26 protein-coding genes and 1 riboswitch are annotated in these 26,129 nt (G+C 70.6%); of the genes, 9 read left to right on the forward strand and 17 right to left on the reverse strand.

All coding sequences use genetic code 11. The features are described 5' to 3' along the window. Positions 1 to 32: 32 nt before the first annotated feature. Together ACWCO8_RS10385 and ACWCO8_RS10390 are read left to right on the forward strand one after the other, a co-directional pair. Entirely contained in the window at positions 33 to 728 is a 696-nt protein-coding gene (locus ACWCO8_RS10385) for a pyridoxamine 5'-phosphate oxidase family protein (protein ID WP_451031893.1), read from the forward strand. Positions 729 to 741: 13 nt separating this feature from the next. Then, positions 742 to 1,392: an FMN-binding negative transcriptional regulator gene (locus tag ACWCO8_RS10390; RefSeq protein WP_451031894.1), complete on the forward strand. Its 651-nt coding sequence runs from the start codon at positions 742 to 744 to the stop codon at positions 1,390 to 1,392. A gap of 58 nt (positions 1,393 to 1,450) precedes the next feature. Here ACWCO8_RS10390 and ACWCO8_RS10395 read toward each other — a convergent pair whose 3' ends face one another. The 3 genes from ACWCO8_RS10395 to ACWCO8_RS10405 form a co-directional block, all read right to left on the reverse strand. Further along, positions 1,451 to 2,398 (reverse strand): DMT family transporter, encoded by a 948-nt coding sequence (locus tag ACWCO8_RS10395; RefSeq protein ID WP_451031934.1) that lies wholly within the window; start codon positions 2,396 to 2,398, stop codon positions 1,451 to 1,453. 201 nt (positions 2,399 to 2,599) lie between these two features. Continuing rightward, complete coding sequence (locus ACWCO8_RS10400; protein WP_362009590.1) at positions 2,600 to 3,589, reverse strand: EamA family transporter; 990 nt, start codon at positions 3,587 to 3,589, stop codon at positions 2,600 to 2,602. Positions 3,590 to 3,630: 41 nt separating this feature from the next. Then, entirely contained in the window at positions 3,631 to 4,203 is a 573-nt protein-coding gene (locus tag ACWCO8_RS10405; protein ID WP_451031895.1) for a Clp protease N-terminal domain-containing protein, read from the reverse strand. Between the two features lie 197 nt (positions 4,204 to 4,400). Between ACWCO8_RS10405 and ACWCO8_RS10410 the strand changes: the two genes are divergently transcribed. Both ACWCO8_RS10410 and ACWCO8_RS10415 read left to right on the forward strand, forming a co-directional pair. After that, positions 4,401 to 4,610: a hypothetical protein gene (locus ACWCO8_RS10410; RefSeq protein ID WP_362009586.1), complete on the forward strand. Its 210-nt coding sequence runs from the start codon at positions 4,401 to 4,403 to the stop codon at positions 4,608 to 4,610. Positions 4,611 to 4,678: 68 nt separating this feature from the next. Further along, on the forward strand, positions 4,679 to 5,107 hold the full coding sequence (locus tag ACWCO8_RS10415; RefSeq protein WP_451031896.1) for a type II toxin-antitoxin system Rv0910 family toxin: 429 nt from the start codon (positions 4,679 to 4,681) through the stop codon (positions 5,105 to 5,107). A 73-nt stretch (positions 5,108 to 5,180) separates the two neighbouring features. Here ACWCO8_RS10415 and ACWCO8_RS10420 read toward each other — a convergent pair whose 3' ends face one another. After that, on the reverse strand, positions 5,181 to 5,810 hold the full coding sequence (locus ACWCO8_RS10420; RefSeq protein ID WP_451031897.1) for a PadR family transcriptional regulator: 630 nt from the start codon (positions 5,808 to 5,810) through the stop codon (positions 5,181 to 5,183). 134 nt (positions 5,811 to 5,944) lie between these two features. Here ACWCO8_RS10420 and ACWCO8_RS10425 point away from each other — a divergent pair, with 134 nt between their 5' ends. Next, a complete protein-coding gene (locus tag ACWCO8_RS10425) occupies positions 5,945 to 6,535 on the forward strand; it encodes a DinB family protein (RefSeq protein WP_451031898.1) in 591 nt (196 codons plus the stop codon). 130 nt (positions 6,536 to 6,665) lie between these two features. Next, positions 6,666 to 7,475, forward strand: coding sequence for a PhzF family phenazine biosynthesis protein (locus ACWCO8_RS10430; protein WP_451031899.1), 810 nt, complete (start codon positions 6,666 to 6,668; stop codon positions 7,473 to 7,475). Positions 7,476 to 7,540: 65 nt separating this feature from the next. On the opposite strand, the gene ACWCO8_RS10435 is transcribed toward ACWCO8_RS10430, so the two are convergent. Together ACWCO8_RS10435 and ACWCO8_RS10440 are read right to left on the reverse strand one after the other, a co-directional pair. Beyond that, complete coding sequence (locus ACWCO8_RS10435) at positions 7,541 to 8,320, reverse strand: CPBP family intramembrane glutamic endopeptidase (RefSeq protein WP_362009572.1); 780 nt, start codon at positions 8,318 to 8,320, stop codon at positions 7,541 to 7,543. Between the two features lie 123 nt (positions 8,321 to 8,443). Then, positions 8,444 to 9,943, reverse strand: coding sequence for a glutamate-cysteine ligase family protein (locus ACWCO8_RS10440; RefSeq protein WP_451031900.1), 1,500 nt, complete (start codon positions 9,941 to 9,943; stop codon positions 8,444 to 8,446). A gap of 480 nt (positions 9,944 to 10,423) precedes the next feature. Here ACWCO8_RS10440 and ACWCO8_RS10445 point away from each other — a divergent pair, with 480 nt between their 5' ends. Continuing rightward, the gene (locus ACWCO8_RS10445) at positions 10,424 to 11,044 is read left to right on the forward strand and encodes a hypothetical protein (RefSeq protein ID WP_362009566.1); all 621 of its coding nucleotides are present in this window, start codon (positions 10,424 to 10,426) and stop codon (positions 11,042 to 11,044) included. A gap of 364 nt (positions 11,045 to 11,408) precedes the next feature. Next, a complete protein-coding gene (locus ACWCO8_RS10450; protein WP_362009564.1) occupies positions 11,409 to 11,615 on the forward strand; it encodes a DUF5999 family protein in 207 nt (68 codons plus the stop codon). A gap of 133 nt (positions 11,616 to 11,748) precedes the next feature. Here the strand turns inward: ACWCO8_RS10450 and gcvP are convergent, their stop codons facing one another. Further along, a complete protein-coding gene (gcvP, locus tag ACWCO8_RS10455; RefSeq protein ID WP_451031901.1) occupies positions 11,749 to 14,634 on the reverse strand; it encodes an aminomethyl-transferring glycine dehydrogenase in 2,886 nt (961 codons plus the stop codon). A gap of 178 nt (positions 14,635 to 14,812) precedes the next feature. Further along, a riboswitch (glycine riboswitch) is annotated at positions 14,813 to 14,912 on the reverse strand. 124 nt (positions 14,913 to 15,036) lie between these two features. Here gcvP and ACWCO8_RS10460 point away from each other — a divergent pair. Further along, on the forward strand, positions 15,037 to 15,405 hold the full coding sequence (locus tag ACWCO8_RS10460) for a PRC-barrel domain-containing protein (protein WP_362009558.1): 369 nt from the start codon (positions 15,037 to 15,039) through the stop codon (positions 15,403 to 15,405). Positions 15,406 to 15,771: 366 nt separating this feature from the next. Here the strand turns inward: ACWCO8_RS10460 and ACWCO8_RS10465 are convergent, their stop codons facing one another. The 10 genes from ACWCO8_RS10465 to ACWCO8_RS10510 form a co-directional block, all read right to left on the reverse strand. Then, a complete protein-coding gene (locus ACWCO8_RS10465) occupies positions 15,772 to 17,169 on the reverse strand; it encodes a DNA polymerase IV (RefSeq protein WP_451031902.1) in 1,398 nt (465 codons plus the stop codon). A 167-nt stretch (positions 17,170 to 17,336) separates the two neighbouring features. Then, positions 17,337 to 17,939, reverse strand: coding sequence for a MerR family transcriptional regulator (locus tag ACWCO8_RS10470; protein ID WP_451031903.1), 603 nt, complete (start codon positions 17,937 to 17,939; stop codon positions 17,337 to 17,339). 282 nt (positions 17,940 to 18,221) lie between these two features. Continuing rightward, the gene (locus ACWCO8_RS10475) at positions 18,222 to 18,695 is read right to left on the reverse strand and encodes a bifunctional nuclease family protein (protein WP_158985224.1); all 474 of its coding nucleotides are present in this window, start codon (positions 18,693 to 18,695) and stop codon (positions 18,222 to 18,224) included. Positions 18,696 to 18,748: 53 nt separating this feature from the next. Next, the gene (gene ftsR / locus ACWCO8_RS10480; RefSeq protein ID WP_362009550.1) at positions 18,749 to 19,492 is read right to left on the reverse strand and encodes a transcriptional regulator FtsR; all 744 of its coding nucleotides are present in this window, start codon (positions 19,490 to 19,492) and stop codon (positions 18,749 to 18,751) included. A 28-nt stretch (positions 19,493 to 19,520) separates the two neighbouring features. Further along, a complete protein-coding gene (locus tag ACWCO8_RS10485; protein WP_451031935.1) occupies positions 19,521 to 20,441 on the reverse strand; it encodes an FHA domain-containing protein in 921 nt (306 codons plus the stop codon). Between the two features lie 82 nt (positions 20,442 to 20,523). Beyond that, the gene (locus ACWCO8_RS10490; RefSeq protein WP_451031904.1) at positions 20,524 to 21,357 is read right to left on the reverse strand and encodes a DUF881 domain-containing protein; all 834 of its coding nucleotides are present in this window, start codon (positions 21,355 to 21,357) and stop codon (positions 20,524 to 20,526) included. Positions 21,358 to 21,362: 5 nt separating this feature from the next. Further along, positions 21,363 to 21,695, reverse strand: coding sequence for a small basic family protein (locus tag ACWCO8_RS10495; RefSeq protein ID WP_015032176.1), 333 nt, complete (start codon positions 21,693 to 21,695; stop codon positions 21,363 to 21,365). Continuing rightward, entirely contained in the window at positions 21,692 to 22,621 is a 930-nt protein-coding gene (locus ACWCO8_RS10500) for a DUF881 domain-containing protein (protein WP_362009546.1), read from the reverse strand. The genes ACWCO8_RS10495 and ACWCO8_RS10500 overlap by 4 nt, the downstream gene beginning before the upstream one ends. A 101-nt stretch (positions 22,622 to 22,722) precedes the next feature. Further along, positions 22,723 to 25,218 carry a mannose-1-phosphate guanyltransferase gene (locus tag ACWCO8_RS10505; RefSeq protein ID WP_362009544.1) on the reverse strand — a complete coding sequence of 832 codons (2,496 nt, stop codon included), beginning with the start codon at positions 25,216 to 25,218 and terminating at the stop codon, positions 22,723 to 22,725. A gap of 117 nt (positions 25,219 to 25,335) precedes the next feature. After that, entirely contained in the window at positions 25,336 to 25,944 is a 609-nt protein-coding gene (locus ACWCO8_RS10510) for a CDP-alcohol phosphatidyltransferase family protein (protein WP_362009541.1), read from the reverse strand. Positions 25,945 to 26,129: the final 185 nt, after the last annotated feature.

Below are 26,129 nucleotides of genomic sequence, written 5' to 3' on the forward strand. Positions count from 1 at the left end.
CAACATTATGCACTAGTGCAATGGAGATCGCAATGACGACGGCCACGCCAACAGACGCCACGGACGCCATAGACGCCTACAAGCCGACCGAGCGGACCGTCCCCACTCGCTCCCGCGACCGCGCCTCGTACGACCGGGCGCTGGTGCACTCGATCCTCGACGAGGCGTACGTCTGCCACCTCGGCTTCGTCCGCGACGGCGCGCCCGTCGTCCTGCCGACGCTCTACGGCCGGATCGGCGACCGTCTCTACGTCCACGGCTCCACCGGCTCGCGCCCGCTGCGCATGGCGGGCTCGGGCGAGGAGGCCCCCGGACTGCCGGTCTGTCTGACGGTGACGCACGTCGACGGCCTGGTCCTGGCCAAGTCGGCGTTCCACCACTCCATGAACTACCGCTCCGTCGTGGTCCACGGCACGGCCCACCAGGTCACCGACCCCGAGGAGCTGCGCACCGCCCTCGACGCCCTGGTCGACCACGTCGTCCCCGGCCGCGCCGCCGACTCCCGCCGGGCCAACGCCAAGGAGCTGGCCGCGACGGCCGTCCTGCGCCTGGACCTCGACGAGGTCTCCGCCAAGCTCCGCACGGGCGGCCCGAACGACGACCCGGAGGACGCGACGCTCCCCCACTGGGCCGGCGTGGTCCCGGTACGCAAGACCTACGGCACCCCGATCCCGGCGGACGACCTGGACCCGTCGGTCGCCCTTCCCGCCTACCTGGCCACCCCCTGAGGACCGACCCGCCATGCTGATCCACCCCTGGGACGCCGCCCACGACTCCGACGAGTGGCGCACCTGGCTGTCCCGGCACGACTTCGGCCAGCTCGCCGTCAACGGACCGCCCGGCGAGCCGCCGTGGGTGCAGCCGCTGCACTTCCGGTACGACTCCGCGCCCGGCCCGTACGGGCAGGTGCTCACCCATCTCGCCCGCCCCAACCCCCTGTGGCGGGCGCTGGAGGAGAACCCGACGGTCCTGCTGAGCGTGGTCGACGACTACGCCTACGTCCCGGGCCCGTGGGCGGCCCCCGAGGGAGCCCCGCCCGAACACGGCACGCCGACCTCCTTCTACGCCGCCGTCCAACTGCGCTGCACGGCCCACGTGGTCGACGACCCGGCGGAGAAGGCGGAGCTCCTCAACCGCCAGGTCGCCCACTTCCAGCCGGAGGGCGGCACCGCCCCGGTCGCGCCGGACGAGGCCCCTTTCGGCCGCCTGCTGGCGGGCCTGAGGGGCGTACGCCTCGACGTGACCGATGTCCGCGCCAAGTTCAAGTACGCCCATCACAAGCCGGAACCGGTCCAGGACGCGATCGTGGCGGGCCTGACGACGCGCGCCGCGCGAGGCGACGCGGAGGCGGCGACCCACCAGCTCCGCCGCCGCCCCGCAAGCCCGAACTAGGGCACCTTCGTATCGATCCGGCCGGAGCGGCGACCCGCCGACGCCCCCCGCGCTCGGACTAGGCCGGAGCGGCGGCCCGCCGCCGCACCGCGGCCGACCGCGCCTCGGCGAGCGCGAGCCCCGTCACCGCCGCGAGCAGCACCAGCGTGCCCACCACCGTGGCGGCGGCCAGCTCCTCGCCCAGTACCGCGACGGCGATCACCGCCGCGCTCACCGGCTCCAGAAGCATGATCACCGACACCGTCGCGGCCCTGACCACGGCCGCCCCGGCGAAGTACAGCGCGTACGCGAGCGCCGTCGGCACCGCCGCTACATAGATCACCAGCACGAGCACCTCCACCGGCTGACCCGTCTCCGGCAGCAGGCCCCCGGGGGACTCCAGAAGAGCCATCGGCAGCAGCCCCACCGCGCCGATCGCGAAGGCCCACGTGGTCGTCGACAGTGCGTCCGAGCCGCCCCCGTCCCGCCCGAGCCACCGGGTGAGCAGCGTGATCGCCGCGTACCCGGCGGCCGAGAGCACGGCGAGCCCCACCCCCACGGGCCTGACCTCGCCGCCCTCGCCACCGAGGACGAGCACACCGAGCCCCAGGAGAGCACCGGTCACGGCCAGCGCTCCCCCGCGGCCGAGCCGTTCACCCATGCCGAGCCGGGCGCCGACGGCGATCAGGACGGGGCCTGCGCCGAGCGTGACGACGGTGCCGACCGCGAGCCCGGTGGCCTCGACGGCGGCGAAGTAGGCGCTCTGGAAGACGGTGAGACCGACCCCCGTACCGAGGATCCGGATCAGCCGCCTCCGGCGCGGCTCGGCCACCACGCCCGCACGCCGGCGCGGCCGCAGGGCCAACGCCCCGAGCAGCAGGACGAGTCCACCGGCGCACCGCCAGAAGGAGAGGGCCAGCGGCCCCATGTCGCTGACCCGAAAGATCAGCGAGGCCGCGGCGCCCGCGGTGCCCCAGGCGATTCCGGCGACGATCAGATAGAGCAGACTCCGCCCGACGGCAGGCATGGCCGTCACGGACGAGGACAGCGAAGAGTTCGACACGTGCTTCTTCTCCGTACGAAAACAGGGTGATGTGGTCGCTCGACTCCGCACGCGGGCAGCGACGGACCGCTCGGGGACTACCCGAGCCCGGTCTTCGTCAGAGAGAACGCCGCCCGCGCCTAGGCGGCAGGAGGCGGAAGCACGGTCGAATGCATGATCCTCACCCTAGGCTCCGGTCCGCCCGGCGGACAACTCGGATTCGTCGTGCGCGGTCTGTACGGACCCGGCCACAGGCTCGACGGACGCCGCCTTCGGCGTCGACGACTGGGCGATGAACGCGCCGACGAGGACCACCGCGCCGCCGATGATCTGCGGCGCCCCCAGGTGTTCGCCGAGCAGCACCCAGGCCAGGACCGTCGCGATGACGGCCTCCAGGCAGGCGACGACACCGGCGACCTGGGGTGAGAGGCGGCGGACCGAGACGACGCCGGTGACGTACGCGAGGACGGTGGCGATCAGCACGATCCAGCCGAGGAGCAGCCAGGCGGCCACGCCCGTACCGTTCATGTCCGCGTCGCCGCCGAGCAGGGACCAGTCCATCCCCCACGGCCGGGCGATCACGGTGAGGACGAGCGCGCCGATGAGGAGTCCGTACGCGATGACGCCCAGCGGGTCCACCGGGTCGGACTCGTCGCCGCCGTGGTCGGAGAGGACGAAGTAGCCGACCTGGCAGCACGCGGCGCCGAGCGCCAGAAGAAGTCCGAGCAGGTCGAAGGTGAGTCCGGACCAGACCTGGACGACGCAGGCGAGGCCGCCGACGGCGAGGACGACGCCGAGCGCGGCGGCGCGCGTGACCGGCCGGCGCTGGACGAAGCGGACCCAGCCGAGGACGAGGGCGGGCGCGAGGTACTCGATGAGCAGCGCGACGCCGACCGGGATCCGGGAGATCGAGGCGAAGTAGAAGGCCTGGACACCGGCCACGGCGAGGAGGCCGAATCCGGCGAGCAGGGCCGGCTTGCGCCGCAGGAGGTCGCGGTGGCGCCAGGCCACGGGCAGCATGACGAGCGCGGCGCCGGCGACCCGGAGCCACACCACATGGAGCGGGTCGAGCCCCGCTTCGATGAGCGGCTTCGCCGCCACACCTGAACCGCCAAATGCGAAGGCCGAGGCCAGGGCAAGTCCCAGGCCGGCGCTTCTCCCCTGAGACGCGTGCATCGGGCCATCATGACAGGACGGCGTCAGGAGCGTCACCCCCGTCACACCTGTTGAGACAGCTCCCCGATCCGGTCGGCGAGAACGCGCGGATCGACCCCGGCCCGGCCCAGCACCTCGACGGCCCTGCTCTCCGGGTCCGCGGCGATGACGGCCAGCAGATCGAGGCCCCGCGCCCGCTGGTCGCCGCGCAGCGCGGCCCGCTCCCAGGCGCCGTCCATCGCGGCGGCCGCCGTGGGCGACCAGCCGGCCGCAGCCGCCGCTGCCGCCGTGTCCCGTACGACCTCCAGGGCGCCGGAGTCCTCTACGGAGCCGCGCCACCGAAGCCCGTAGCCGATCGAGCGCTGGACGAGATAGCCGAGCACGCGCGCGAGCTGCGGCGGGCCACCCTCGAAGGCCGCGCCGACCTCGGGGTCGGACTCGATCAGGGAGTGCAGCAGATGGGCGGTGTCGATCTGCCGGTCGCCGTCCCGCAGGGCCCGGCGGCGCGCGCTGGCCACGACCGTCGCGAGTTCGGCGGTGAGGCGGCCGAGCTGAATCTCCGGGCGGCGGGACGCGAGGAGATCAGGGCGGTGGGACGTGGGCTGCTGCGGTACGCGAGGGACAGGACTATGCACGCTCCCACCTCATCAGCCGACGGCCGCCGGAGCATCCCCGGCGAGAAGCATGTGTGCATCCCACCACAGTTGGGCACAGGCGACCGGATCCTCCTCCTTACGGAGGAGATTGCGCCGGATCACGGCCGAGGGGCGCGCGCCGCCTTGCCTTGCGCCCCGAATGCAACCACGAGGCCCTCCCGTTTCGTCTCCTCAATATGTTCTGGATGGTCGCCCTGCTCGCGCTCGACGGGCGGCAGTACGTCTACCGCGTGTACGCGCCGCGGGACGCGCTGCCGGCCGATCTCTTCTGGGCCGCGTTCCACTGCCACGACGAGAGCGGCGGTCCGCGCGCCTCGGACTGGTTCGACGCGGCGCAGATCTGGTGGATCGGCGACGTCGAAGAACTGACGGTTCATCAGTATTGAATGTTCACGGCCGCCCGGCTACGTTCCGCGACACCAGAGTCGGACGGAACCCGCGAAGGGGTGGTCGTATGGCCGAAGTCAGCGCCGAGACACGGATCGATGCGCCGGCCGAGAAGGTCTGGGCGCAGCTGACGGACTTCTCCTCGTACGGCGAGTGGAACGCCACCCACACCAACTTCCCCAGCGGCGGCCCGGCCTCCCTGGAGACGGGTGCCACCTTCGCGGAGAACATGAAGCTGATGGGCTTCCCCGCCGAGGTGACCTGGACGGTGGAGGAGCTGGAGACCGCGCGCGTCCTGGCCATCCGCGGCAAGGGCCCGATGGGCGTCATCGTGGCGACCCGCTACTCCCTGGCCGCCGACGGCGACGCCACGACGGTGCGGATCGACGGCGAGTTCACGGGTGCCGCCGTGTCCCTGATGGCGGGCAAGCTGAAGGACTCGGCGACTGCGGCCCTGAACGAGTCGCTGCGCAAACTGACCGGCCTGGTGGTCTGAGCCCCGCACGCACACGGAGGGCCCGCGCGGCGATCGCCGCGCGGGCCCTCCGGTATGCCCCTGGCCCCGAAGGTCAGTCCTCGTCGGCCAGGATCAGATACAGCTTCTTACGGGCTTCGTTGATGACCTCGACGGCCTTCTGCCGCTGCTCGGCGCTGCCGGTCTTCCAGACCTGGCCGAACGCCTCCATCAGACCGAAGCCGGCCTGCCGGATCTCGTTGACGGCGTCCCAGTCGACTCCGCGCCCGGCCTCCTCCCAGGGGGCCTCGGGCCCCGACTCGGCCTCGGTCCGGCCGGTCTCGGTGAGCGTGAACAGCTTCTTGCCGCCCTCGCTCTCGCTGGTGATCAGGCCCTCGTCCTCGAGGAGCTGCAGGGTCGGGTAGACCGAGCCGGGGCTGGGCTTCCACGCCCCGCCGCTGCGCTCGCCGATCTCCTGGATCATCTCGTAGCCGTGCATCGGCCGGTCCTTCAGCAGCGCGAGGATCGAAGCGCGCACGTCTCCGCGCCGCGCCCGGCCCCGGCCGCCTCCATGACCGCGCCCGCCGGGGAACGACCCTCCCCGGAACGGCCCACCGCCGAACCCCGGCCCGAACGGGCCGAAGGCGGCACGCCGCCGCTCGTCGTCACCACCGCGGAAGCCGCCCCAGCCACGAGGGCCGGGTCCGCAGTCTCCATGTCCGTGTTCGTGTCCATGTGAACGCATCGCAACGCTCCTTCCATCGGGTATACATCGTTGAACGGTCGCGATGCCTCAACGATATATCGGAATACTTCGTTTGCCAACCAACCCCGAAAAATCCCCGGACCGGAGCGCGCACGAGCGCCAGACTGGGCCCCATGACCCCTACGGACCCCAAGGCCGACCTGCGCTTCTACCTCCAGTCCGCCCGCGACGCCCTGCTCTGGAAGCTCGACGGGCTCTCCGAGTACGACGTCCGCCGCCCGATGACACCGACCGGCACCAACCTCCTGGGCATGGTGAAACACGCGGCGAGCGTGGAGCTGGGCTACCTCGGGGACACCTTCGGCAGGCCGTCGCACGAGGACCTGCCCTGGGTCGAGGCCGGCGCCGAACCCAACGCGGACATGTGGGCGACCGCCGAGGAGTCACGCCCGCAGATCGTGGGGCTCTACCGCCGGGCCTGGGCGCACGCGGACGCGACCATCGACACGCTGCCCCTGGACACGGTCGGCACCGTGCCCTGGTGGCCCGAGGGCAGGGACGAGGTGACGCTGCACCACGCCGTCGTACGCGTCATCGCCGACACGCACCGGCATGCCGGGCACGCCGACATCCTCCGGGAATTCATGGACGGCGCCGTGGGGATGAACGAGGGCAACACCAGCATTCCCCCGGGCGACACGGCCTGGTGGAAGGAGTACCGCGACCGCCTGGAGCGGACCGCCCGGGAGGCGGACAAGGCGTAGGCAAGGGCACAGGCACAGGCACACGGAAACACCCGACGCCGGACCGTGACTCACGTCCCCGCACTGATCGGTCCAGTCCTCCGGAATTGGCCTTGGCCTGCCACTTTCCCGTCACGGTACGGTCCGGTCCATGCGGATCCGAATCGTCGACGCCTTCACCGACCGCCCCTTCTCCGGCAACCCGGCAGGGGTCCTCCTTCTCGACTCCTTCCCCGACGACCACTGGCTCCAGAAGGTCGCCGCCGAGGTCAACCTCTCCGAGACGGCCTTCGCCCACCCCCTTCCCCCGGGCGGCGAGGCCGACTGGGCGCTGCGCTGGTTCACGCCGGTCGCCGAGGTCGACATGTGCGGCCACGCCACCCTCGCCACCGCCCACGTCCTGCACACCACGGGAGCCGCGACCGGGACCGTCCGGTTCACGGCCCGCTGCGGCGTCCTCAGCGCGACGGCGGCGCCGGACGGCTCGATCACCATGGACTTCCCGACCTCGTCCCTCACCCCCGTCGAGACCCCCTCCGGCCTGGAGAAGGCCCTCGGCGCCGAGGTCGTCGCGGTCCACGACACCGCCGCCCACATCGGCGACCTCGTCGTCGAGCTCCGCGACGAGGCAGCCGTACGCTCCCTGGCGCCCGACCTCGCGGCCCTGGCCGGCCTCGCCGAGCGCGGTGTCGTCGTCACCGCCGCCGCCGAACAGCCCGAACGGGGCTACGACTTCGTCTCCCGGGCCTTCTTCCCCCGCCTCGGCATCGACGAGGACCCGGTCACCGGCAGCGCCCACACCGCGCTCGCCCCGCTCTGGTCCGCCCGCCTCGGCCGCGACGACCTCACGGGGTTCCAGGGCGGCGCCCGTACCGGCATCGTCCGCACCCGGCTGCGCGGCGACCGCACCCTGCTGACCGGCGACGCGGTCACGGTCATCGAAGGCGACCTGCACGCCTGACGCGGCCCCAGACACGGTGAAGGGGCGTACGGCACAAGCCGTACGCCCCTTCACCGTGGGCTGCCCTACACCGTGGGCAGCCAGTCCACCCGCCCCGCCAGCAGCCCGTACCCCACGAAGGCCACGATGTCGAGCAGCGCGTGCGCCACCACCAACGGGCCGACGCGCCCCCAGCGGCGGTAGAGGTACACGAAGACGACCCCCATCACGACGTTCCCGATGAAGCCGCCGATGCCCTGGTAGAGGTGGTACGAGCCGCGCAGCACCGAACTCGCCACCAGCGCGGCCATCGGTGTCCACCCCAACTGCCCGAGCCGGCGCAGCAGATAGCCGACGACGATGACCTCCTCCACGACGGAGTTCTGCACCGCCGACAGGATGAGGACCGGGTACTTCCACCACACGTCCGGCAGCGACTCGGGCACCACGGTCAGGTTGAACCCGGCGCCCCGCGCCGCCAGGTAGAACGCGAGCCCCGCGCTCCCGATCACGGCCGCGACCAGCGCACCCCTGCCGAGGTCGGGCCAGGGACGGGTCCGGTCGAAGCCGATCGCCCGCATCCCGGTGCCCTCCCGCAGCAGCAGATGCGCGACGAGCAGGACCGGAACGAGCGCGGTGGCGATGCCGAACAGCTGCCAGGCCAGATCGAGCCACGGCCGCCCGGGCGCGTACGAGCCGTTGAGCGTCGCCGCCTGTTCCTTCAGCCCGCCGGGCTTGGTCAGCGAACCGATGAAGCTGATGAGGGACGACAGCGCGCTCGCACCGAGCGACAGCGCCAGGACGATCAGGGTCTCGGACCGCAGGATCCCGCGCGGAAGGCCGCCGGGCGGCAGGGCATCAGGCACCACACGTTGATCCGACACCACACCTGTCTCCCATTCCCCATCGCGTTCCGGGTACGGAGATCATGCGTGACGCCCCCCGCCGAGCGCCATTCCGACGGCGGTACAGCCCCTTCGTCCGCCCGGCTACCCGACCCCCACCGGCCAGCGGTGCACCGGCTCGCCGCCCCGCATCAGCTCGGCGTACCGGCGGGTCGTGGCCGCGAGGGCCGCGTCGCGGTCCAGGCCGGAGGCGAGCGCCCGGTGGAAGGTGTCGACCTGCCAGGACGCCCCGTTGACCCGCGCCCGGCACCGCTCCTCGATGACCCCGAGGTAGAAGTCGCGGTCGGCCGGCTCGACGTGCCACGCGTCGAGCCCGGCCGCCGCGAGCGGCAGCAGTTCGTCGAGGACGAGCCGTACGGCGGGTACGGCGGCCACTCCGCCCGAGCGCCCGGGGCGCGGCCAGCGCAGCTCCGCGTCGATGCCGTGGCGGCAGGCGGTGTCGAAGTTCGCGGCGGCGTCCTCGAAGGGCAGCCGCTTCCAGACCGGCCGGGTGTCCTCGGCGAGCGCCCGCACCAGGCCGTAGTAGAAGGCCGCGTTGGCGACGACGTCGGTGACGGTCGGCCCGGCCGGCAGCACCCGGTTCTCCACGCGCAGATGCGGGACGCCGTCGACCCAGCCGTACACGGGCCGGTTCCAGCGGTACACGGTCCCGTTGTGCAGGACCAGCTCCTGCAGCCGGGGCACACCGCCCTGGTCCAGGACGCGGAGCGGGTCCTCCTCGTCGCAGATCGGCAGCAGGGCGGGGAAGTACCGCAGGTTCTCCTCGAAGAGGTCGTACGCGGAGTCCACCCACCGCTCCCCGAACCAGGTGCGGGGCCGCACCCCTTGGGCCTGGAGCTCGGGCGGCCGGGTGTCGGTGGCCTGGGTGAAGAGCGGCGGCCTGGACTCGCGCCACAGCTCGCGCCCGAAGAGGAACGGGGAGTTGGCGCCGACGGCGATCTGGACCGCCGCCACGGCCTGCGCCGCGTTCCACACGGCGGCGAACCGGCCGGGCGTGACCTGGAGGTGCAACTGCACCGACGTACAGGCCGCCTCGGGGACGATCGAGGTGGCCGTGCAGGTCAACTGCTCGACGCCATGGATGTCGAGGGTGAAGTCCTCTCCGCGGGCGGCGACGATCTGATCGTTGAGAAGGGTGTACCGGTCGACGGCCGAGAGGTTCTCGGAGACGAGATCGTCCTGGGCGAGGGTCGGCAGAATTCCGATCATGAGGACGCCGGCGTCGACTTCACGGGCCTTGCGATCGGCATATCCGAGGCCGGTCGTGAGTTCCTCCGCGAGCCGATCGAAAACGCGCCCGCCGAGCCGGTGCGGGGCGATGTTCACTTCAAGATTGAATCTTCCCAGTTCCGTCTGGAAATCCGAGCTCGCGATGCGTTCCAGGACGGCCCCATTCACCATCCTGGGCATGCCGTCGGCACCCGCGAGATTGAGTTCGATCTCCAGGCCCATCAGATTCCTCGGCCGGTCGAACCGCTTCTCCGCCAGGAGCCTCGCAAGACCCGCCAGGCACTGCTGGAGCTTCCTGCGGTATCGCTGCCGATCGGACAGGTCGAACCTGTCCGCCACGACCTTCTCCCCCATGGAAGCTTCCCTCCCGATCGGGCGGCCACGGCGACGGCCGCGCGTGTCACGGAACGATGATGCCCACGCGATTGATCCATAACGCCTGCGGAGCGCCCTCGTTGAACGATAGGCTGGAACGAGCAATCGCCCGGCACGTCCCGACGGCATCCGGCAATGGACATATTCCGCGAACATATCCATCGAAAGCATGGGGTCGATATCCGGCCGTCCGCTCCGGTGAAGTTCTCGCAGGCAGACGACCGGCACCCGGCATAAATACGATGAATCGCCTCCGTAGCGAGACCGGATGCGGCCTTGCGCGCAATATCGGCGACCGCTAGCGGAAACATCGTGTGAACACGTCTCGTATAAACTCCGCGAACGAGGCAGAGTGTTGGCACCCGGCCATGGCTTCATGGCCCCTTCGGCCCGGCAGCCCACAGCGCCGTCGTACCTGCCCACGCGTCACCGTGTCTCCTGAGCGAGAGGCGACCCATCATGCTCCGACCCTCCCCGGCCCCCGCGCCGGCCCTGCGCAGTGTCCTCGCGGCCCTCGGTTCCCCCACCGCCGTCCGCGAGGCGCGAACTCCCGCCCTGCGGGCGGCCCAGGGGCCACTGAGCCCCGAGCTGCCCCTGCCCGTCCACGTCCTCGACGTGCGGGACCAGGTCGTCGACGTACGGGACCAGGTCACCCCGACCGGGCAGCCGCCGCGCACGCGGCTGGCCGGCTGGCGCTTCCTGATCCGGGGCACCGACCGGGCGGTCGCCGCCGCCGACACCATGCTCACCCCCGACGGCTGGTCCTTCTCGCACTTCTTCGAGGGCCCCTACGTCACCGCCACCGAACGCGCCCTGCTCCAGGCCGAGGCGCTGCCCACGACGTACCAGCCGAGGCTGCTGTCCGTACCGGAGTTGTACATGCTGACGCTCTGGCTGCACGGCGACACGGAGTCCGACGGGGCCTCGTCCTCGCCCGACCCGGACGACCTGCTGATCCCGCTCGCCCCGGCACCGCCCGGCATCGCGGCGAACCAGCCGCACCTGGTCGCCGACCTGTTGCCCGTGCTCACCCTGCGGCTGGCGCCCCCGCCGCTGTTCGGCACCCCGGCGCCGGCCTGAGCGGGCCTCGAGAAGCGCACCACGCCCCGCGGCCCGGCCGGCCGTGGGGCGCCCTCATGCCCGAACCCGCACCCCGGGAGGACGGGTTGTCGCCGAACGACCACCTCGAACACCCCCTCCCCTTACGGGCTAGCCCAGCAGGACTACCCCGAACCACCCGAAGAGACCGCCCAGTTGAGCTGAACCGCCCGCGCGGGTGATACGTCTTCATGCAGTAGGAAGAGCTGCCGCGAAATACCTGCGGATCGTCGTCCGTGGGGGAACACTGGACCAACCGAACCGACAACGGGGGGCGGCCATGAGCACCGAACCGAGCCGCAGGACGACACACTCACTCACCACGACGCAGCGAAAGAACCCATCCATGTGCCAGCACCAGCCTGCCTGTCCCACCGCCGAATCCGCCGACCGGGAGGCGGCCCGCATGACGGCGCACCACCCGGAGCAGGGCTGGAGCCTGCTGTGCAACGGGGTCCTGCTCTTCGAGGACACCGGTGAACTGCTGCCGGACGGCCAGATCATCGCCCCGCACCGCCCGCTGACGACGGCCGGCGTGACGACCGCCGCCTGACAGCAGGACGGCACGTCGGGGCAACGTCAGGCACGACACCATACGAGGGAACACGCAAGGGCCGGCCCGGAGAGAACTCTCCGAACCGGCCCTGACTCATGCGTTCATGCCGTCACGAGCGGTCGTTCGCTCGTCAGTGGTCGTACTCGTCCAGCGGCGGGCAGGAGCAGACCAGGTTGCGGTCGCCGAACGCGCCGTCGATACGGCGGACCGGCGGCCAGTACTTGTCCGCGGGCGAGACACCGGCCGGGAAGACCGCCTCGTCACGGGTGTACGGGTGGTTCCACTCGCCACCGAGCGCGGCGGCCGTGTGCGGGGCGTTGGCCAGCGGGTTGTCCCCGGCGGGCCACTCGCCCGACGCGACCTTCTCGATCTCGCCGCGGATCGCGATCATCGTGTCGCAGAAGCGGTCGATCTCGGCGAGGTCCTCGGACTCGGTCGGCTCGATCATCAGCGTGCCGGCCACCGGGAACGACATCGTCGGCGCGTGGAAGCCGTAGTCGATCAGTCGCTTGGCGATGTCGTCGACGCTGACGCCGGTCGCCTTGGACAGCGGGCGCAGGTCGACGATGCACTCGTGGGCGACGAGCCCGGCCGGACCGGTGTAGAGCACCGGGTAGTGCGGCTCAAGGCGCTTGGCGATGTAGTTCGCCGCGAGGACGGCCACCTGCGTGGCGCGCTTGAGGCCCTCGCCGCCCATCAGGCGGACGTACGACCACGAGATCGGCAGGATGCCCGCGGAGCCCCACGGGGCGGCCGAGATCGGGCCGACGCCCGTCTCCGGACCGGCCGTCGGCTGCAGCGGGTGGTTCGGCAGGTACGGGGCGAGGTGCGCACGCACACCGACGGGCCCGACGCCAGGACCGCCACCACCGTGCGGAATGCAGAACGTCTTGTGCAGGTTCAGGTGCGACACATCGCCACCGAACTTGCCCGGCTTGGCGAGCCCGACCAGCGCGTTGAGGTTGGCGCCGTCGACGTAGACCTGGCCGCCGGCCTCGTGGACCTCGGCGCAGATGTCGGCGACGTGCTCCTCGAACACACCGTGCGTGGACGGGTAGGTGATCATCAGCACGGACAGCTCGTCGCGGTACTGCTCGATCTTGGCGCGCAGGTCCGCGACGTCAACCTCGCCGTCGTCGGCGGTCTTGACGACGACGACCTTCATGCCGGCCATCACGGCGGAGGCGGCGTTGGTGCCGTGCGCCGAGGACGGGATCAGACAGACGGTGCGCTGCTCGTCGCCGTTGGCGCGGTGGTAGGCGCGGACGGCCAGCAGACCGGCCAGCTCGCCCTGCGAACCGGCGTTGGGCTGGATCGACACCTTGTCGTAGCCGGTGACCTCGGCGAGGCGCTCCTCCAGCTCGGTGATGAGCGTGACGTAGCCCTGCGCCTGCTCGACCGGGGCGAAGGGGTGCATCTGCCCGAACTCGGGCCAGGTCACCGACTCCATCTCAGTGGTCGCGTTCAGCTTCATGGTGCAGGAGCCGAGCGGGATCATGCCGCGGTCGAGCGCGTAGTCGCGGTCGGCGAGCCGGCGCAGGTAGCGCAGCATCGACGTCTCGGAGCGGTGCGCGTGGAAGACCGGGTGGGTGAGGTACGCGTCGGAGCGCAGCAGCCCGGCGGGCAGCGCGTCCTCGGTGACGGCGTCCAGGGCCTCGATGTCGGCGTCGACGCCGAAGGCGGCCCAGACGGCGGCGATCTGCGCGCGCCCGGTGGTCTCGTCGCAGGAGGCGTACACGTGGTCGGCGTCGACGAGGTACAGGTTCACGCCGGCCTCGCGGGCGGCGGCCACGGCCGCGGCGGCCTTGCCGGGCACGCGGACGGTGACGGTGTCGAAGAAGTCGCCGTGGACGACCTCGACGCCACCGGCGGTGAGCCCGGCGGCAAGAACGGAGGCGTACCGGTGGGTCCGCTGCGCAATCCCCTTGAGGCCCTCGGGCCCGTGGTAGACGGCGTACATGCCGGCCATGACGGCGAGCAGCACCTGAGCGGTGCAGATGTTGCTGGTGGCCTTCTCGCGGCGGATGTGCTGCTCGCGGGTCTGCAGGGCCAGGCGGTAGGCGCGGTTGCCGTCGGCGTCGACGGAGACGCCGACCAGGCGGCCGGGCAGCGAGCGGGCGTGCTTGTCCTGGACGGCCATGTAGCCGGCGTGCGGGCCGCCGAACCCCATGGGCACACCGAACCGCTGGGTGGTACCGACGGCGATGTCGGCACCGAGGGAGCCGGGCGAGGTGAGCAGCGTCAGCGCGAGCAGATCAGCGGCAACGGTGACGATCGCACCGAGCTCGTGGGCAGCGTCGATCAGCGGCTTGATGTCACGCACAGCGCCGGAGGCACCGGGGTACTGAATCAGCACGCCGAAGACACCACGCTCGGCGATCTCGGCCGGGATACCGGCCGAGAGGTCCGCGACGACGACCTCGACACCGGTCGGCTCGGCGCGGGTCTCGATGACGGCGATGGTCTGCGGCAGCGCGTCGGCGTCGACGAGGAAGACCCCGTTCTTGACCTTGCCGACACGGCGGGAGAGCGCCATGGCCTCGGCGGCGGCGGTGCCCTCGTCGAGGAGGGAGGCGCCGGAGGTCGGGAGACCGGTGAGGTCGGCGACCATGGTCTGGAAGTTGAGCAGCGCCTCGAGGCGCCCCTGCGAGATCTCGGGCTGGTACGGCGTGTAGGCCGTGTACCAGGCAGGGTTCTCCATGACATTCCGCAGAATGACGGGCGGAGTGAAGGTCCCGTAGTAACCGAGCCCGATCATCGGCGCGAGCACCTGATTGCGATCGGCGAGCTCACGCAGCTCGGCGAGGACCTCGGCCTCGCTGCGGGCGGCCGGCAGCCCGAGGGCCTCGGCGTTCTTGATCACGTCCGGCACGGCGGCGGCCGTCAGCTCGTCGAGGGAGCCGTAGCCGACCTGGGCGAGCATCTTGGCCCGGGCTTCGGCGTCGGGCCCGATGTGCCGCTGCTCGAACGGGATGCCCTGTTCGAGTTCGGAAAGCGAAATGCGGTTGGCGGTCATGTACGGAGGCCTCCTGGTCGTCACGACCTGCGAGGGACACCACGGCGCGGGTGCCCGGACGGCCTCCCCCTCTGTCATCTCAACCTGAGAGCTTCACCGGCGATGCCCAGGGCTCGCCGGCTTTCACCGTCGGTGAGAGCGGACGCCGTCGGACCTCCGCTCTGCTTTCCAGAGTGACCTCGTCCATGCGGTACCGGGTGCCTGAGAGATTCCGGGGAGGATTTGCTCCTTCGGCGCCTCCGAAAGGTTTCTCCGGAGGACTCTCCCGCACGGGGTCGACAGCCACAGCCAGCCTACCAGCGCGGTTCCGCCTTCCATCGCTCAAGTGGCCGACATCCCAGATGTGCACTTTCGTATTCTTTGTAGGCCTTCGCAGAGCAGGTGCGACCAGTTGGAGGGACCGTGCAGACCGACATCGATCCGCGCAGCCTGATCGGCCGCAAGGCGTTCGACCGCAACGGGCACAAGATCGGCACCGTGGACGAGGTGTACCTGGACGACGCGACGGGCGTCCCCGAATGGGCCGCGGTCCGCACGGGCCTGTTCGGCCGCGACGCGTTCGTCCCCCTGGAGCCCAGCGAACTGGTCGAGGACGGCCTCCACATCCCGTACGAACGCGCCCTGATCAAGGACGCCCCGGACTTCGGCGTGGGCCGCCACCTCTCCCCGGAACAAGAACTCCAGCTCTACCGCCACTACAGCCTGGCCCTCCCACCCCCACCACCCCCAGACCACGACTTCGGCCGCCTGGCAGGCCAGGACGACACATAGCCCTGCCGCCCTCCCGCACCACAGCCAGCCCACCGACCCCCCGAGCCCCCCGCCGGCGCACAACCCCCCACAGGCAGACCCCCACCTCCGCCCTCCCACCCGCACAACCGCTCCCGGCGCGGGCCTGCGGGGGAGCCACCGACCCCCCGAGCCCGCCGACGGCGCGCAGCCACCCACAGGCAGACCCGCACCTCTGCCCTCTCACCAGCACAACCGGTCCCGGCGCGGGCCTGCGGGGCAGCCACCGACCTCCCGAGCCCGCCGACGGCGCGCAACCCCCACAGGCAGACCCGCACCTCTGCCCTCCCACCCGCACGGGTGGTGCGGGTGGGAACACAAGCCCGGCCGGAGGCCGGGCGCACCCCCCTAGGCGACCGCCGCCGTCCCCGCCCCGCCCCCCACCAGCGGCAGCGGCTCCCCCGCCTCCAGCTCCGGATCGTCGACGAGAAACGTCCGCACCCGCCCCGGCGCCGACCCCGGCTCCTCGAAGCGCACGGTGACCCGCCCCACCCCGCTCCCCTGCACCCACCCGGCCCCGTACACGGCATGCCGTACGTCGTGCCCGGGCGCCCACCTCCGCTCGGCGGCAGCAGCGGCGGCAGCAGGTTCCTCCGCCTGAGGAGCGCCCTCCCCCACAGGCACCTCCTCGGCCACACCCCCGCCGTCCCGCACCCCCTCCGCCGCCTCCGCCTCCGCCGCCTGCGCGAACAAATCCTCCTGCGTGTAGTCCGCAAGCCCACTCACCCCCACCCCCAACAACCGCACCCCACCCGTCGTGTCCACCCCCTCCAGCAGCCGCCCCGCCGCCTCCCGCACCACCAACGAGTCGTCCGTGGGCCCCCGCAAGGTCTCCGAGCGCGTGAGCGTCGAGAAGTCGAAGCGCCGCACCTTCAGCACGATCGTCCGCCCCGAGTGCCCCGAGGCCCGCAGCCTCCCCACGCAGCGCTCGGCCAGCCGCTCCACCTCGATCCGGATCCGCACCCGGTCGTGCAGGTCCACGTCGAAGGTGTCCTCGACCGACACGGACTTCGCGTCCCGCTCGGCCACCACGGGCCGATCGTCGTACCCCTGGGCCATGCGGTACAGCGAGGCCCCGTGCGCCCGCCCGAGCAGCCGTACTAGCTCGTCCTCACCCGCGTCCGCGAGGTCCGACACCGTGGTCATCCCGGCCCGCCGCAGATGCTCCCCCGTGGCCGGCCCGACCCCCGGCAGGATCCGCACCGACTTGGGCCCGAGCAGTTCCCGCTCGGTCCCGGGCTCTATGAGCACCAGGCCGTCCGGCTTGGCCTCCTCGGAGGCGATCTTGGCGAGCATCTTCGACCCCGCGAGCCCCACCGACCCCGTCAGCCCCGTGGTGGCGAGAATGTCCCTGCGTAGCCGCTCACCGGCCTCCCGCGCGGTTCCGCTGTCGTCGGCCACACCCCCGGCCTCGAGGTCCACGAAGGCCTCGTCCAGGCTCAGCGGCTCCACGAGCGGCGAGAGCCGCCCGAGCAGCTCCATGACCTGCTCGCTGATCGCACGATAGAAGCCGAAGCGCGGCACGAGATACGCGGCGTTCGGCGCGAGCCTCCGCGCCTGCGCCATCGGCATCGCCGAGTGGACGCCGAACCGCCGTGCCTCGTACGAGGCCGTGGCCACGACCCCACGCGGGCCGAGACCGCCGACGACCACCGGCTTTCCGCGCAGACTCGGCTTGGCCGCCTGCTCGGCGGCGGCGAAGAAGGCATCCATGTCGAGATGCAGAATCGTCGGCGCGGTTCTCACACTCCGATGCTGCCCCACGCCACTGACAATCGACCCGCACTCCCGTACGGACGCGCGCCACAAGCCCCAACCTCGGCGCTCAAACCCCAGTCCCGGCGCTCAGCCCCTGATCCCGGTACTCAGACCCGAGCCTCGGCGCTCAGACCGCCCGGAGCGCAGCCCCCCGCTCAAACCGCCCGGTCGCGCCGCCTCCGGGCAAGCTCGTCACCCGGGTTGTGCCCGATGAGGGTCTCCCCCGTGTCGATCCGCTCCCCGTGCAGCTGCGACAGCGCCGCCTCGACATCCCGCCAGACCACGCCCACGGCGATCCCGAAGACGCCCTGACCGCCCTGGAGCAGGTCCACGACCTCGTCCGGCGACGAGCACTCGTACACCGTCGCCCCGTCGCTCATCAGCGTCATCCGCTCCAGATCGCGGAAGCCGCGGGCCCGCAGGTGTTGGACGGCCGCCCGGATGTTCTGCAGCGCGACCCCGGTGTCCAGGAAACGCTTGACGATCTTGAGGACCACGACGTCACGGAAGCTGTAGAGCCGCTGCGTCCCGGATCCGTACGCGGGCCGCACGCTCGGCTCGACGAGCCCGGTGCGCGCCCAATAGTCCAACTGGCGGTAGGTGATCCCCGCCGCCGCACACGCGGTCGGCCCCCGGTACCCCACCGTGTCCGTACCGGCCGAAGCGCCCACCGCGGGACTGCCGTGAAGCGGATACGGACCGCTTTCCTCGGACGCGCGCCCGAGGGAGCCCCCTGCCGTACCGTCGCCGCTGCTCATCACGCCGACCCTCCGTCCTTGACCTGCCCACACGAAGGTAGGCAGTCACTAGGGGTGCGTCAACGATCGCCACACTCGGCACGCCGAGTGATAATCACCCTGAGAGTGGTTTCGCGTGCCCCTCTCCGGGGAAAGGGTCTCCGAATGCGCTGATGGTGCCCCGCACACGACGGCCAAAACCAGCCCCGCAGGCCAAAACCAGACCGGCCCGGCCCACTCCAGAGCCAGCCACACCAGAGTCGGCCCCACCGGACTCGCCCACACGAGAGCCGGCGCCACCCTCTACTGACTGCTGGACCCGAAGTCCTCGGGGGAGATCTGGTCGAGGAACTCGCGGAACTTCTCCACCTCGTCCTCCTGCTCGTCCGGAATCGCGATACCGGCGTCGTCGAGCACGCCGTCACTGCCGAAGATCGGCGTCCCGGTGCGCAGGGCCAGCGCTATCGCGTCGGACGGCCTGGCGCTCACCTCGACGCCGCTGGCGAAGACCAGCTCCGCGTAGAAGACACCTTCACGGAGATCGGTGATGCGGACCTCGGTGAGCTCCTGGCCCACCGCCTCAAGGACATCCTTGAAGAGGTCGTGCGTCAGCGGCCTGGCAGGGGCCATGCCCTGCTGGGCGAAGGCGATCGCGGTCGCCTCCCCCGGTCCGATCCAGATGGGGAGGTACCGATCGCCTCCCACTTCACGCAGGAGCACGATCGGTTGGTTGGAGGGCATTTCCACCCGGACACCCACAACGTCGAGCTCGTTCACACAGCAACCCTAGGACGTGCCCGACCGGTTTGGGTAGTCGGGCCCCCACAAGATCACGGCAACCGGAGCCCCAGCGCGGTCTGGACCAGTGCCGCGTGCAGCCGTACGGAGAGCCCGGCGAGCTCCTTCGCGGTGGCCTCCGCATGGGCTCTGGTCTGCGGATTACGGTGCCGGCGCAGCGGCGCCACCATCTGCTCGACGAGCCCCGCCTCCCGATCGGCGGCCGCTTTCACTGCCCGAAGGTGCCGAGGTTCAAGACCGAATCTCCCCAGATCCGCGACAAGCCTGGCCACGGTCACCGCCTCGGCGTCGTAGCCGCCCTCGGGCCCGGGAACGAGGAGTCCGTACGACTCCCACTCCACGAGCTCCTCCTCGGTGACCTCGGCGGCCGCCAGCAGCTCGGCCCGCCCCACCCGCGCGGCGGTCGGCCGGTCACCGTCCACGTCCCACGCACCGTCCAGCAGGTCCCGCTGGGGGCTGGGGGAAGGAAGCCTGACCTGCTCGCCCCGGGCGAGGGCGTCGAGATGCTCCCGGATGACCTTCAGCGGAAGATAGTGATCGCGCTGCATCCGCAGGATCTGGGCGAGCCGCTCCACGTCCTGGGGGCTGAACTTCCGGTACCCGGAGGCCGTCCGCCGGGGCTCGACGAGCCCCTCGGCCTCCAGGAACCGGATCTTCGAGATGGTCACTTCGGGAAACTCGTCGCGCAGCTGGTTCAGCACCGTCCCGATGCTGACCAGCCGGTCGCCCGCGGTGGCGGCGCCGTGACCGGCACCGCCCGTCGGAGTTCGCAACATGGACCTTCCCTGAAGAGTTCCCGAGGCGTCACACGCCTCGCTGGCTCGAGTAGAAGACCAGCCGGTACTTGCCGATCTGCACCTCGTCGCCCGCGGACAGAACCACCGAGTCGATCGGCTCACGGTTCACGTACGTACCGTTGAGGCTGCCGACATCGGCCACGGTGAAGCTGCCGTCCTGCGCCCGCCGGAACTCCACGTGGCGCCGCGACACGGTGACGTCGTCGAGGAAGATGTCGCTCTGCGGGTGACGGCCGGCCGTGGTCAGCTCGCTGTCCAGCAGGAAGCGGCTGCCCGAGTTCGGTCCCCGGCGCACCACCAGGAGCGCAGATCCGGCCGGCAGCGCCTCGACGGCCGCCAGCGCCTCGGGCGACAGGCTCGGCAGCTGCGTCTGACCGGTGACCTCGGCGTCGTACGCCTCGAGGCCGGAGATCGAGATCGTCGACGTCGTCTCGGACGGGCGCTCCACGCTCGCCCCGCCCCGCAGCGGCGTGCCGCAGTGGGAGCAGAAACGGCTGTCCGCGGCATTGCGGTGACCGCACCTCGTACACACCGGCATGGACGCGTCCTCCCGCCGCGGCTGACCCGCGGAGGTCTGGGTCGCGTACGGGTCGGGCGTGAACCCTCCACCCGTACTTGAGGTTGATGGTTCTCCGAAACCTATGCGCCCGGCACCGGCAGGGTCAACAGACGACGCGCCCTCGCCGCCGACCTCGTCACGGAAGAGCGGGCGCTCGCCGCCCTGCTCCTCCTCGCTCTGGGCGTGGCGCGGCGCGCGGTGCTTGGCGTTGCCGCCGTCCTCGCGTGCGCTCTTGCCGAACAACTTCGCAAAAAAACTCACGGGCGATTCCCCTTGACCGAAACAGACCCGCCCGTGGGGCAGGACGAACCCTGAATGAACACACCTGCCGACCCGGACATCCTCACAACGTCCGTATCCACCCGACAGTTTCCACCACGCACCACCCTTGTGGTGCGGCGACCCCCCGCAACGCCATCCCCATGTCGCGCGGCTGCCATGTGCCCCCGCCTCACTGCGAGGACGACTGAGCGTAGTCAGGCCGATTCGCAGGTCGCAAGGCATCCACGACGATCTTCTGGGACCGGGCCACGGTCGCGGTGGCCTGCTCCTTCTCCAGCGTCTGCACGACTCCACCGGGGATGTTGAGCGCGGGCTCGAGATCCTCGGGCTTGCCGATGACCTTGAAGACGTACGGAGCGGTCACCTTCGTTCCATCGATCTCCATGTCGGCGCCACTTCCTGTGAAGTAGCTGTCAGCGACGACCCGTACATCGTTGATCTGGATCGCCTCGGCGCCGGCGGCACGCAGCTCCTGGGTCGCGTCGAGCAGCTTGTCCGACTCGACCGCCTCGGCGGCACCGCGAATGGTGAGCGTGATGCCGGGACCCTCCGCGGCGACGGTTCCGGCCAGGATCCCGAGCTGCTGCTCCTTCTCCTGGGTCTGCTTGCGCGCCTCCTCGGCCTGGTCCGAGCTCGACTCCAGCTCCGAGCGCTGGGTCTCGAGCCGCGCCTTCTCGTCCTCGAGCCGCTGCGAGCGGTCGTCGAGCTCGTCGAGGATGCGGACCAGGTCCTCCTGGCGCGCACCGCGCAGCGCGCTGTTGTCACTCGTGGAACGGACCTGGATGGCCAGACCCAGGCCGAGGACGAACAGCAGCAGGGCGACGATGAGTTGGGCCCGGCTCACCCGCGGCGGCCACAGCCCGGCGGCCAGCCGCTGCCGCCCGGTCTGCTCCGGGGCGGCCGGCTGCGTCTCGGGCTCGGCGGCGGGAACGGACGGCTCCGTCGGCTTCGGCCGGTCCTCGTCGGGGTTCTCGGGGGTTCCCGGATTCACGTCGTTGCTCATCGGTGTCACGCCCGGAAGACATGCCGCCGGATGGCGGCCGCGTTGGAGAAGATCCGGATGCCGAGCACGACGACCACACCCGTCGACAGCTGCGCGCCGACGCCCAGCTTGTCGCCGAGGAAGACGATCAGCGCCGCCACCACCACGTTCGACAGGAAGGAGACCACGAAGACCTTGTCGACGAAGATCCCGTCGAGCATGGCTCGCAGCCCGCCGAAGACCGCGTCGAGGGCGGCGACCACAGCGATCGGAAGATAGGGCTCGACCACCGCCGGAACCTCGGGACGGACCAACAGTCCGACCACGACTCCCACGATCAGGCCCAGTACGGCGATCAAGATGTGCCCTTCCCTGTGTCGGCCGTGGCCTGCCCGGTGGCCTTGGCCGCCCCGGCTCCCCTCGGCTCTGCTGTACGTACGATCAGGCTCGGCGCGGCCGGCAGACGTACCTCCGCCTCGGCCGAGATACTGGTGCGGATCCCGAAGTTCTCCTGCAGCGCGTGCAGATACTGCCCGTCGGCGCTGTCCTGGAACGCGGTGCTCAGCCGCTTCCCGTCCCCCACCGCGAGTACGGTGTACGGCGGCACCAGCGGCTTGTTGTCGACCAGTATGGCGTCGCCCGCGGCCCGGATCGCGGACAGCGACGTCAGCCGCTGGCCGTTGATCGAGACGGCCTCGGCCCCCGACTCCCAGAGGCCGTTGACGACCCGCTGCATGTCGCGGTCCTGCACCCGGCCGGTGTCGGTGAACCCGCTGTTCTCGCGGGGACCCCCGCCGTCGCCCTCGGTGCCCTTGGCGTCGTCGACCACGAGCTTCACGCCAGGCCCGTGCACCGGGGTCGCGCCCGAGAGCAGGGCGACCAGCTCGGCCTGGTCACCGCCGTGCTGCTCGAGCGCCTTGCGCTGCCGCTCGCCCACCTCGGCGCGGATCTTCTCGACGTCCTGCTCCAGCTCCTCGGCCGCCGAGGTCTCCGCCTCGATCCGGTCGATGAGCTCCTGCCGCTCCTTGGCGACGACCGGGGCGGAGATCCGCGCCTCGGCCGCACCCACGGTCACCACGGCGGCAGCCAGCACGAGCCCCGCCGCGAGGCCCAGCTTGGCCCGGAGCGTACGGGGAAGTCCGCCGCCCTCGGCGGCGCGCCGGGCCGAGGCCTCGGCGTAGCCGTCGTCGAGCGCGTGGTCCATCACATTGTTCAGCAGCGACATGGACGCGTCCGGACGCGGCGGTGGTGTTCCGGTGCTCCGAACGGGGGGCTGCTGCGACATGCCGCACATCGTCGCACGTCGGGGCTGCTACCGCCGAATGGCCCCACCGAGGAGCCGGGCGGCGTCCGACGGACACCACCCGGCTCACCCGTCCCTGTGCTTCAGTGACCTGCGCTGTCGACCACGTTCGACCACTCGTCGAGCAGCGCCTGGGCGGAGCTGTCGTCGGGCCCCTCGGCCCACAGATGGGTGACGGCCTCGGCCGGGTCGGGCAGCACCATCACCCACCGCCCGTCGGCCTCCACGACCCGAACACCGTCGGTGGTGTCCACGGACCGCTCGCCGGCCGCCTCCACCACCCGCCGCATCACGAGCCCCTTCACGGCCCACGGCGTCGCGACATCCCGCTTCAGGACATGCGCCCGCGGAATACGGGCGTCGATCTGGCTCAGGGTGAGCTGCGTCCGCGCGACCAGACCGATGAGCCTGACGAACGCGGCGGCACCGTCGAAGACGCTGCTGAACTCGGGAATGATGAATCCACCGCGACCGTCGCCACCGAAGATCGTCGACTCCTCACGCCCGACCCTGGTCAGATCGTCGGGCGAGGTCGTCGTCCACTCCACCTGCGTGCCGTGGTACGCGGCGACCTGCTCGGCGATCCGTGTGGTCGTCACGGGCAGCGCCACCCGCCCCGAGCGCCGCTCGGCGGCCACCAGGTCGAGCATGACCAGGAGCGAGCGGTCGTCCTCGATGATCCGGCCCCGCTCGTCGACGAGCGACAGCCGCTCGCCCACCGGGTCGAACCGCACCCCGAACGCGGCCCGCGCCGAGGCGACTATCTCCCCGAGCCGTACGAGCCCGGCCCGCCGGGTCTCCGCCGACTCCGTCGGCCGTGACTCGTCGAGTCCCGGGTTGATCACCAGCGAGTCCACCTGGAGCCGGCCGAGAAGGCTCGGCAGAACGAGCCCGGCACTGCCGTTGGACGCGTCCACGACCACCTTGAGGCCCGCCTCGGCGATCCCGGACGTATCGACATTCCGCAGCAGGGAGCCCGTGTACGAGTCGAAGACGCTCGCCGGGAAGGAGAGGTCTCCGATCTCGCCGGGGAACGCCCGCCGGTACTCCTGACGTGCGAAGACCCGGTCCAGCTTGCGCTGCCCGGCCTGCGAGAGGTCCGCTCCCCGCTCGTCGAAGAACATGATGTCCACGGAGTCCGGCACACCGGGCGAGGTCCGCAGCATGATCCCGCCCGCGCTTCCTCGGGCGGTCTGCTGCCGCGCGACCGGCAGGGGCACGTTCTCCAGGTCGCGTACGTCGATGGCACTGGCCTGGAGCGCCGAGATCACGGCCCGCTTCAGCGCACGGGCGCCTCGGGAGTGGTCACGCGCGGTGGTGACCGTCGCGCCCTTCTTCAGCGTCGTGGCGTACGCGCCCGCGAGCCTGACCGCCAGCTCGGGCGTGATCTCCACATTGAGGATTCCGGAGACCCCGCGCGCCCCGAAGAGATGGGCCTGACCGCGCGACTCCCAGATGACGGAGGTATTGACGAACGCGCCGGCCTCGATGGTCTTGAACGGATAGACCCGGACGTTGCCCTGAACGATCGATTCCTCACCGACCAGGCACTCGTCCCCGATGACAGCCCCGTCCTCGATCCGGGCCGCCCGCATGATGTCGGTGTTCTTCCCGATGACACAGCCGCGGAGATTGCTCTGCTGCCCGATGTAGACGTTGTCGTGGATGACGGCCTTGTGCAGGAACGCGCCACTCTTGACGACGACGTTCGACCCGATGACGGTGTGCTCACGCACCTCCGCGCCGGCCTCGACCTTCGCGTAGTCGCCGATGTACAGCGGCCCGCGCAGCACGGCCTCGGGGTGCACCTCGGCACCTTCGGCGACCCACACGCCGGGCGAGATCTCGAAGCCGTCGATGTCGACCTGGACCTTGCCCTCGAGCACGTCGGCCTGCGCCTTCACGTAGCTCTCGTGGGTACCGACGTCCTCCCAGTAGCCCTCGGCGACATAGCCGTAAATCGGCTTGCCCTCCTTCATGAGCTGAGGGAAGACATCACCCGACCAGTCCACCGAGACATCGGCCTGGACGTAGTCGAAGACTTCGGGCTCCATGACGTAGATGCCCGTGTTCACGGTGTCCGAGAAGACCTGTCCCCAGGTCGGTTTCTCCAGGAACCGCTCGACCTTCCCCTCCTCGTCCACGATCGTGATGCCGAATTCCAGCGGATTCGGCACACGGGTCAGACAGACGGTGACCAGGGCGCCCTTCTCCTTGTGGAAGGCGATCAGATCGGTCAGGTCGAAGTCGGTGAGCGCGTCCCCCGAGATGACGACGAAGGCGTCGTCCTTCAACGCCTCCTCGGCGTTCTTCACACTCCCCGCGGTGCCGAGCGGTTTCTCCTCGTTGGCATACGTGAGCTCCATTCCGAGCTCTTCGCCGTCACCGAAGTAGTTCCTGACCAGTGAGGCGAGAAACTGCACGGTCACGACGGTCTCGGTGAGACCGTGCCTCTTGAGCAGTCGAAGGACATGCTCCATGATCGGCCGGTTTGCCACCGGCAGGAGAGGCTTGGGCATGCTCGAGGTCATGGGGCGAAGTCGGGTTCCTTCGCCACCGGCCATCACGACGGCCTTCATGTCGGAAGCGTCCTCCTTGAAGAGACGACGGTCCTGCCGACTTCACCCTGTCCGCTCGGTAGGCCTCGGGCGTCCTCGTTCGTACCGGCGACGCTGCACGGCACAGGACTGACGGGCTCAATCGGCCGCGGTATCCGCCTTCACGAGTCGACGGACCTGGACCACGTAGAGGATCCCTGCCCACCAATACAGAGTTGTACCCCATCCGGCGAAGGCCCACCCGAAAACTTCGGCGAGTGACGAAAGCCAGCCCGTTCCGTCACTGAGCAGCAGCAAGGGGAACGCGTACATCAAGTTGAAAGTCGCAGCTTTACCCAGGAAGTTCACCTGCGGCGGCGGATACCCGTGCCGGCGGAGGATTCCCACCATGACCAGCAACATCAGCTCGCGGGCGAAAAGGGCGACGGTCAGCCAGAGCGGCAGGATCTCGCGCCAGGTCAGCCCGATGAGGGTGGAAACGATGTAGAGCCGGTCGGCGGCCGGGTCGAGCAGCCGGCCGAGGCTGCTGATCTGGTTCCAGCGCCGTGCGAGCTTGCCGTCGAGATAGTCGCTGACGCCACTGAGCATCAGGACGAGCAGAGCCCAGCCATCGCTGTTGGGACCGCCGAACACAGGGCGGAGAATCAGCCACAGGAAGAGCGGCACACCCACCAGCCGAGCCATGCTCAGGATGTTGGGGATGGTGAGGACCCGGTCCGTCTGAACGCGAGTCTCCTGGACCTCCACCCGGGGGCCTCCTGTGCGAACGTGCCAATGATGCCCCCTGACCTTACCCTCAGCCACGACACCCGGATGCACAGGGGTCGACCGACCTCTCCTGAACGCAAAAATGCCTCAACCCCCGGACAAGGTCCGGGGGTTGAGGCTAAAAATTGTTCGGCGGCGTCCTACTCTCCCACAGGGTCCCCCCT

The sequence above is a fragment of the Streptomyces sp. NPDC001927 genome, assembly GCF_053594455.1.

Excerpts from the sequence above, each read along its gene's own strand:
- ACWCO8_RS10470 (WP_451031903.1), bottom strand. The coding sequence starts at position 17,939 with ATGAGCAGCGGCGACGGTACGGCAGGGGGCTCCCTCGGGCGCGCGTCC.
- ACWCO8_RS10430 (WP_451031899.1), top strand. The coding sequence starts at position 6,666 with ATGCGGATCCGAATCGTCGACGCCTTCACCGACCGCCCCTTCTCCGGC.
- ACWCO8_RS10400 (WP_362009590.1), bottom strand. The coding sequence starts at position 3,589 with ATGCACGCGTCTCAGGGGAGAAGCGCCGGCCTGGGACTTGCCCTGGCC.
- ACWCO8_RS10445 (WP_362009566.1), top strand. The coding sequence starts at position 10,424 with ATGCTCCGACCCTCCCCGGCCCCCGCGCCGGCCCTGCGCAGTGTCCTC.
- ACWCO8_RS10385 (WP_451031893.1), top strand. The coding sequence starts at position 33 with ATGACGACGGCCACGCCAACAGACGCCACGGACGCCATAGACGCCTAC.
- ACWCO8_RS10505 (WP_362009544.1), bottom strand. The coding sequence starts at position 25,218 with ATGAAGGCCGTCGTGATGGCCGGTGGCGAAGGAACCCGACTTCGCCCC.
- ACWCO8_RS10410 (WP_362009586.1), top strand. The coding sequence starts at position 4,401 with ATGTTCTGGATGGTCGCCCTGCTCGCGCTCGACGGGCGGCAGTACGTC.
- ACWCO8_RS10420 (WP_451031897.1), bottom strand. The coding sequence starts at position 5,810 with ATGCGTTCACATGGACACGAACACGGACATGGAGACTGCGGACCCGGC.
- ftsR (WP_362009550.1), bottom strand. The coding sequence starts at position 19,492 with ATGTTGCGAACTCCGACGGGCGGTGCCGGTCACGGCGCCGCCACCGCG.
- ACWCO8_RS10425 (WP_451031898.1), top strand. The coding sequence starts at position 5,945 with ATGACCCCTACGGACCCCAAGGCCGACCTGCGCTTCTACCTCCAGTCC.
- ACWCO8_RS10415 (WP_451031896.1), top strand. The coding sequence starts at position 4,679 with ATGGCCGAAGTCAGCGCCGAGACACGGATCGATGCGCCGGCCGAGAAG.
- ACWCO8_RS10450 (WP_362009564.1), top strand. The coding sequence starts at position 11,409 with ATGTGCCAGCACCAGCCTGCCTGTCCCACCGCCGAATCCGCCGACCGG.
- ACWCO8_RS10500 (WP_362009546.1), bottom strand. The coding sequence starts at position 22,621 with ATGTCGCAGCAGCCCCCCGTTCGGAGCACCGGAACACCACCGCCGCGT.
- ACWCO8_RS10395 (WP_451031934.1), bottom strand. The coding sequence starts at position 2,398 with ATGCCTGCCGTCGGGCGGAGTCTGCTCTATCTGATCGTCGCCGGAATC.
- gcvP (WP_451031901.1), bottom strand. The coding sequence starts at position 14,634 with ATGACCGCCAACCGCATTTCGCTTTCCGAACTCGAACAGGGCATCCCG.
- ACWCO8_RS10490 (WP_451031904.1), bottom strand. The coding sequence starts at position 21,357 with ATGAGCAACGACGTGAATCCGGGAACCCCCGAGAACCCCGACGAGGAC.
- ACWCO8_RS10440 (WP_451031900.1), bottom strand. The coding sequence starts at position 9,943 with ATGGGGGAGAAGGTCGTGGCGGACAGGTTCGACCTGTCCGATCGGCAG.
- ACWCO8_RS10390 (WP_451031894.1), top strand. The coding sequence starts at position 742 with ATGCTGATCCACCCCTGGGACGCCGCCCACGACTCCGACGAGTGGCGC.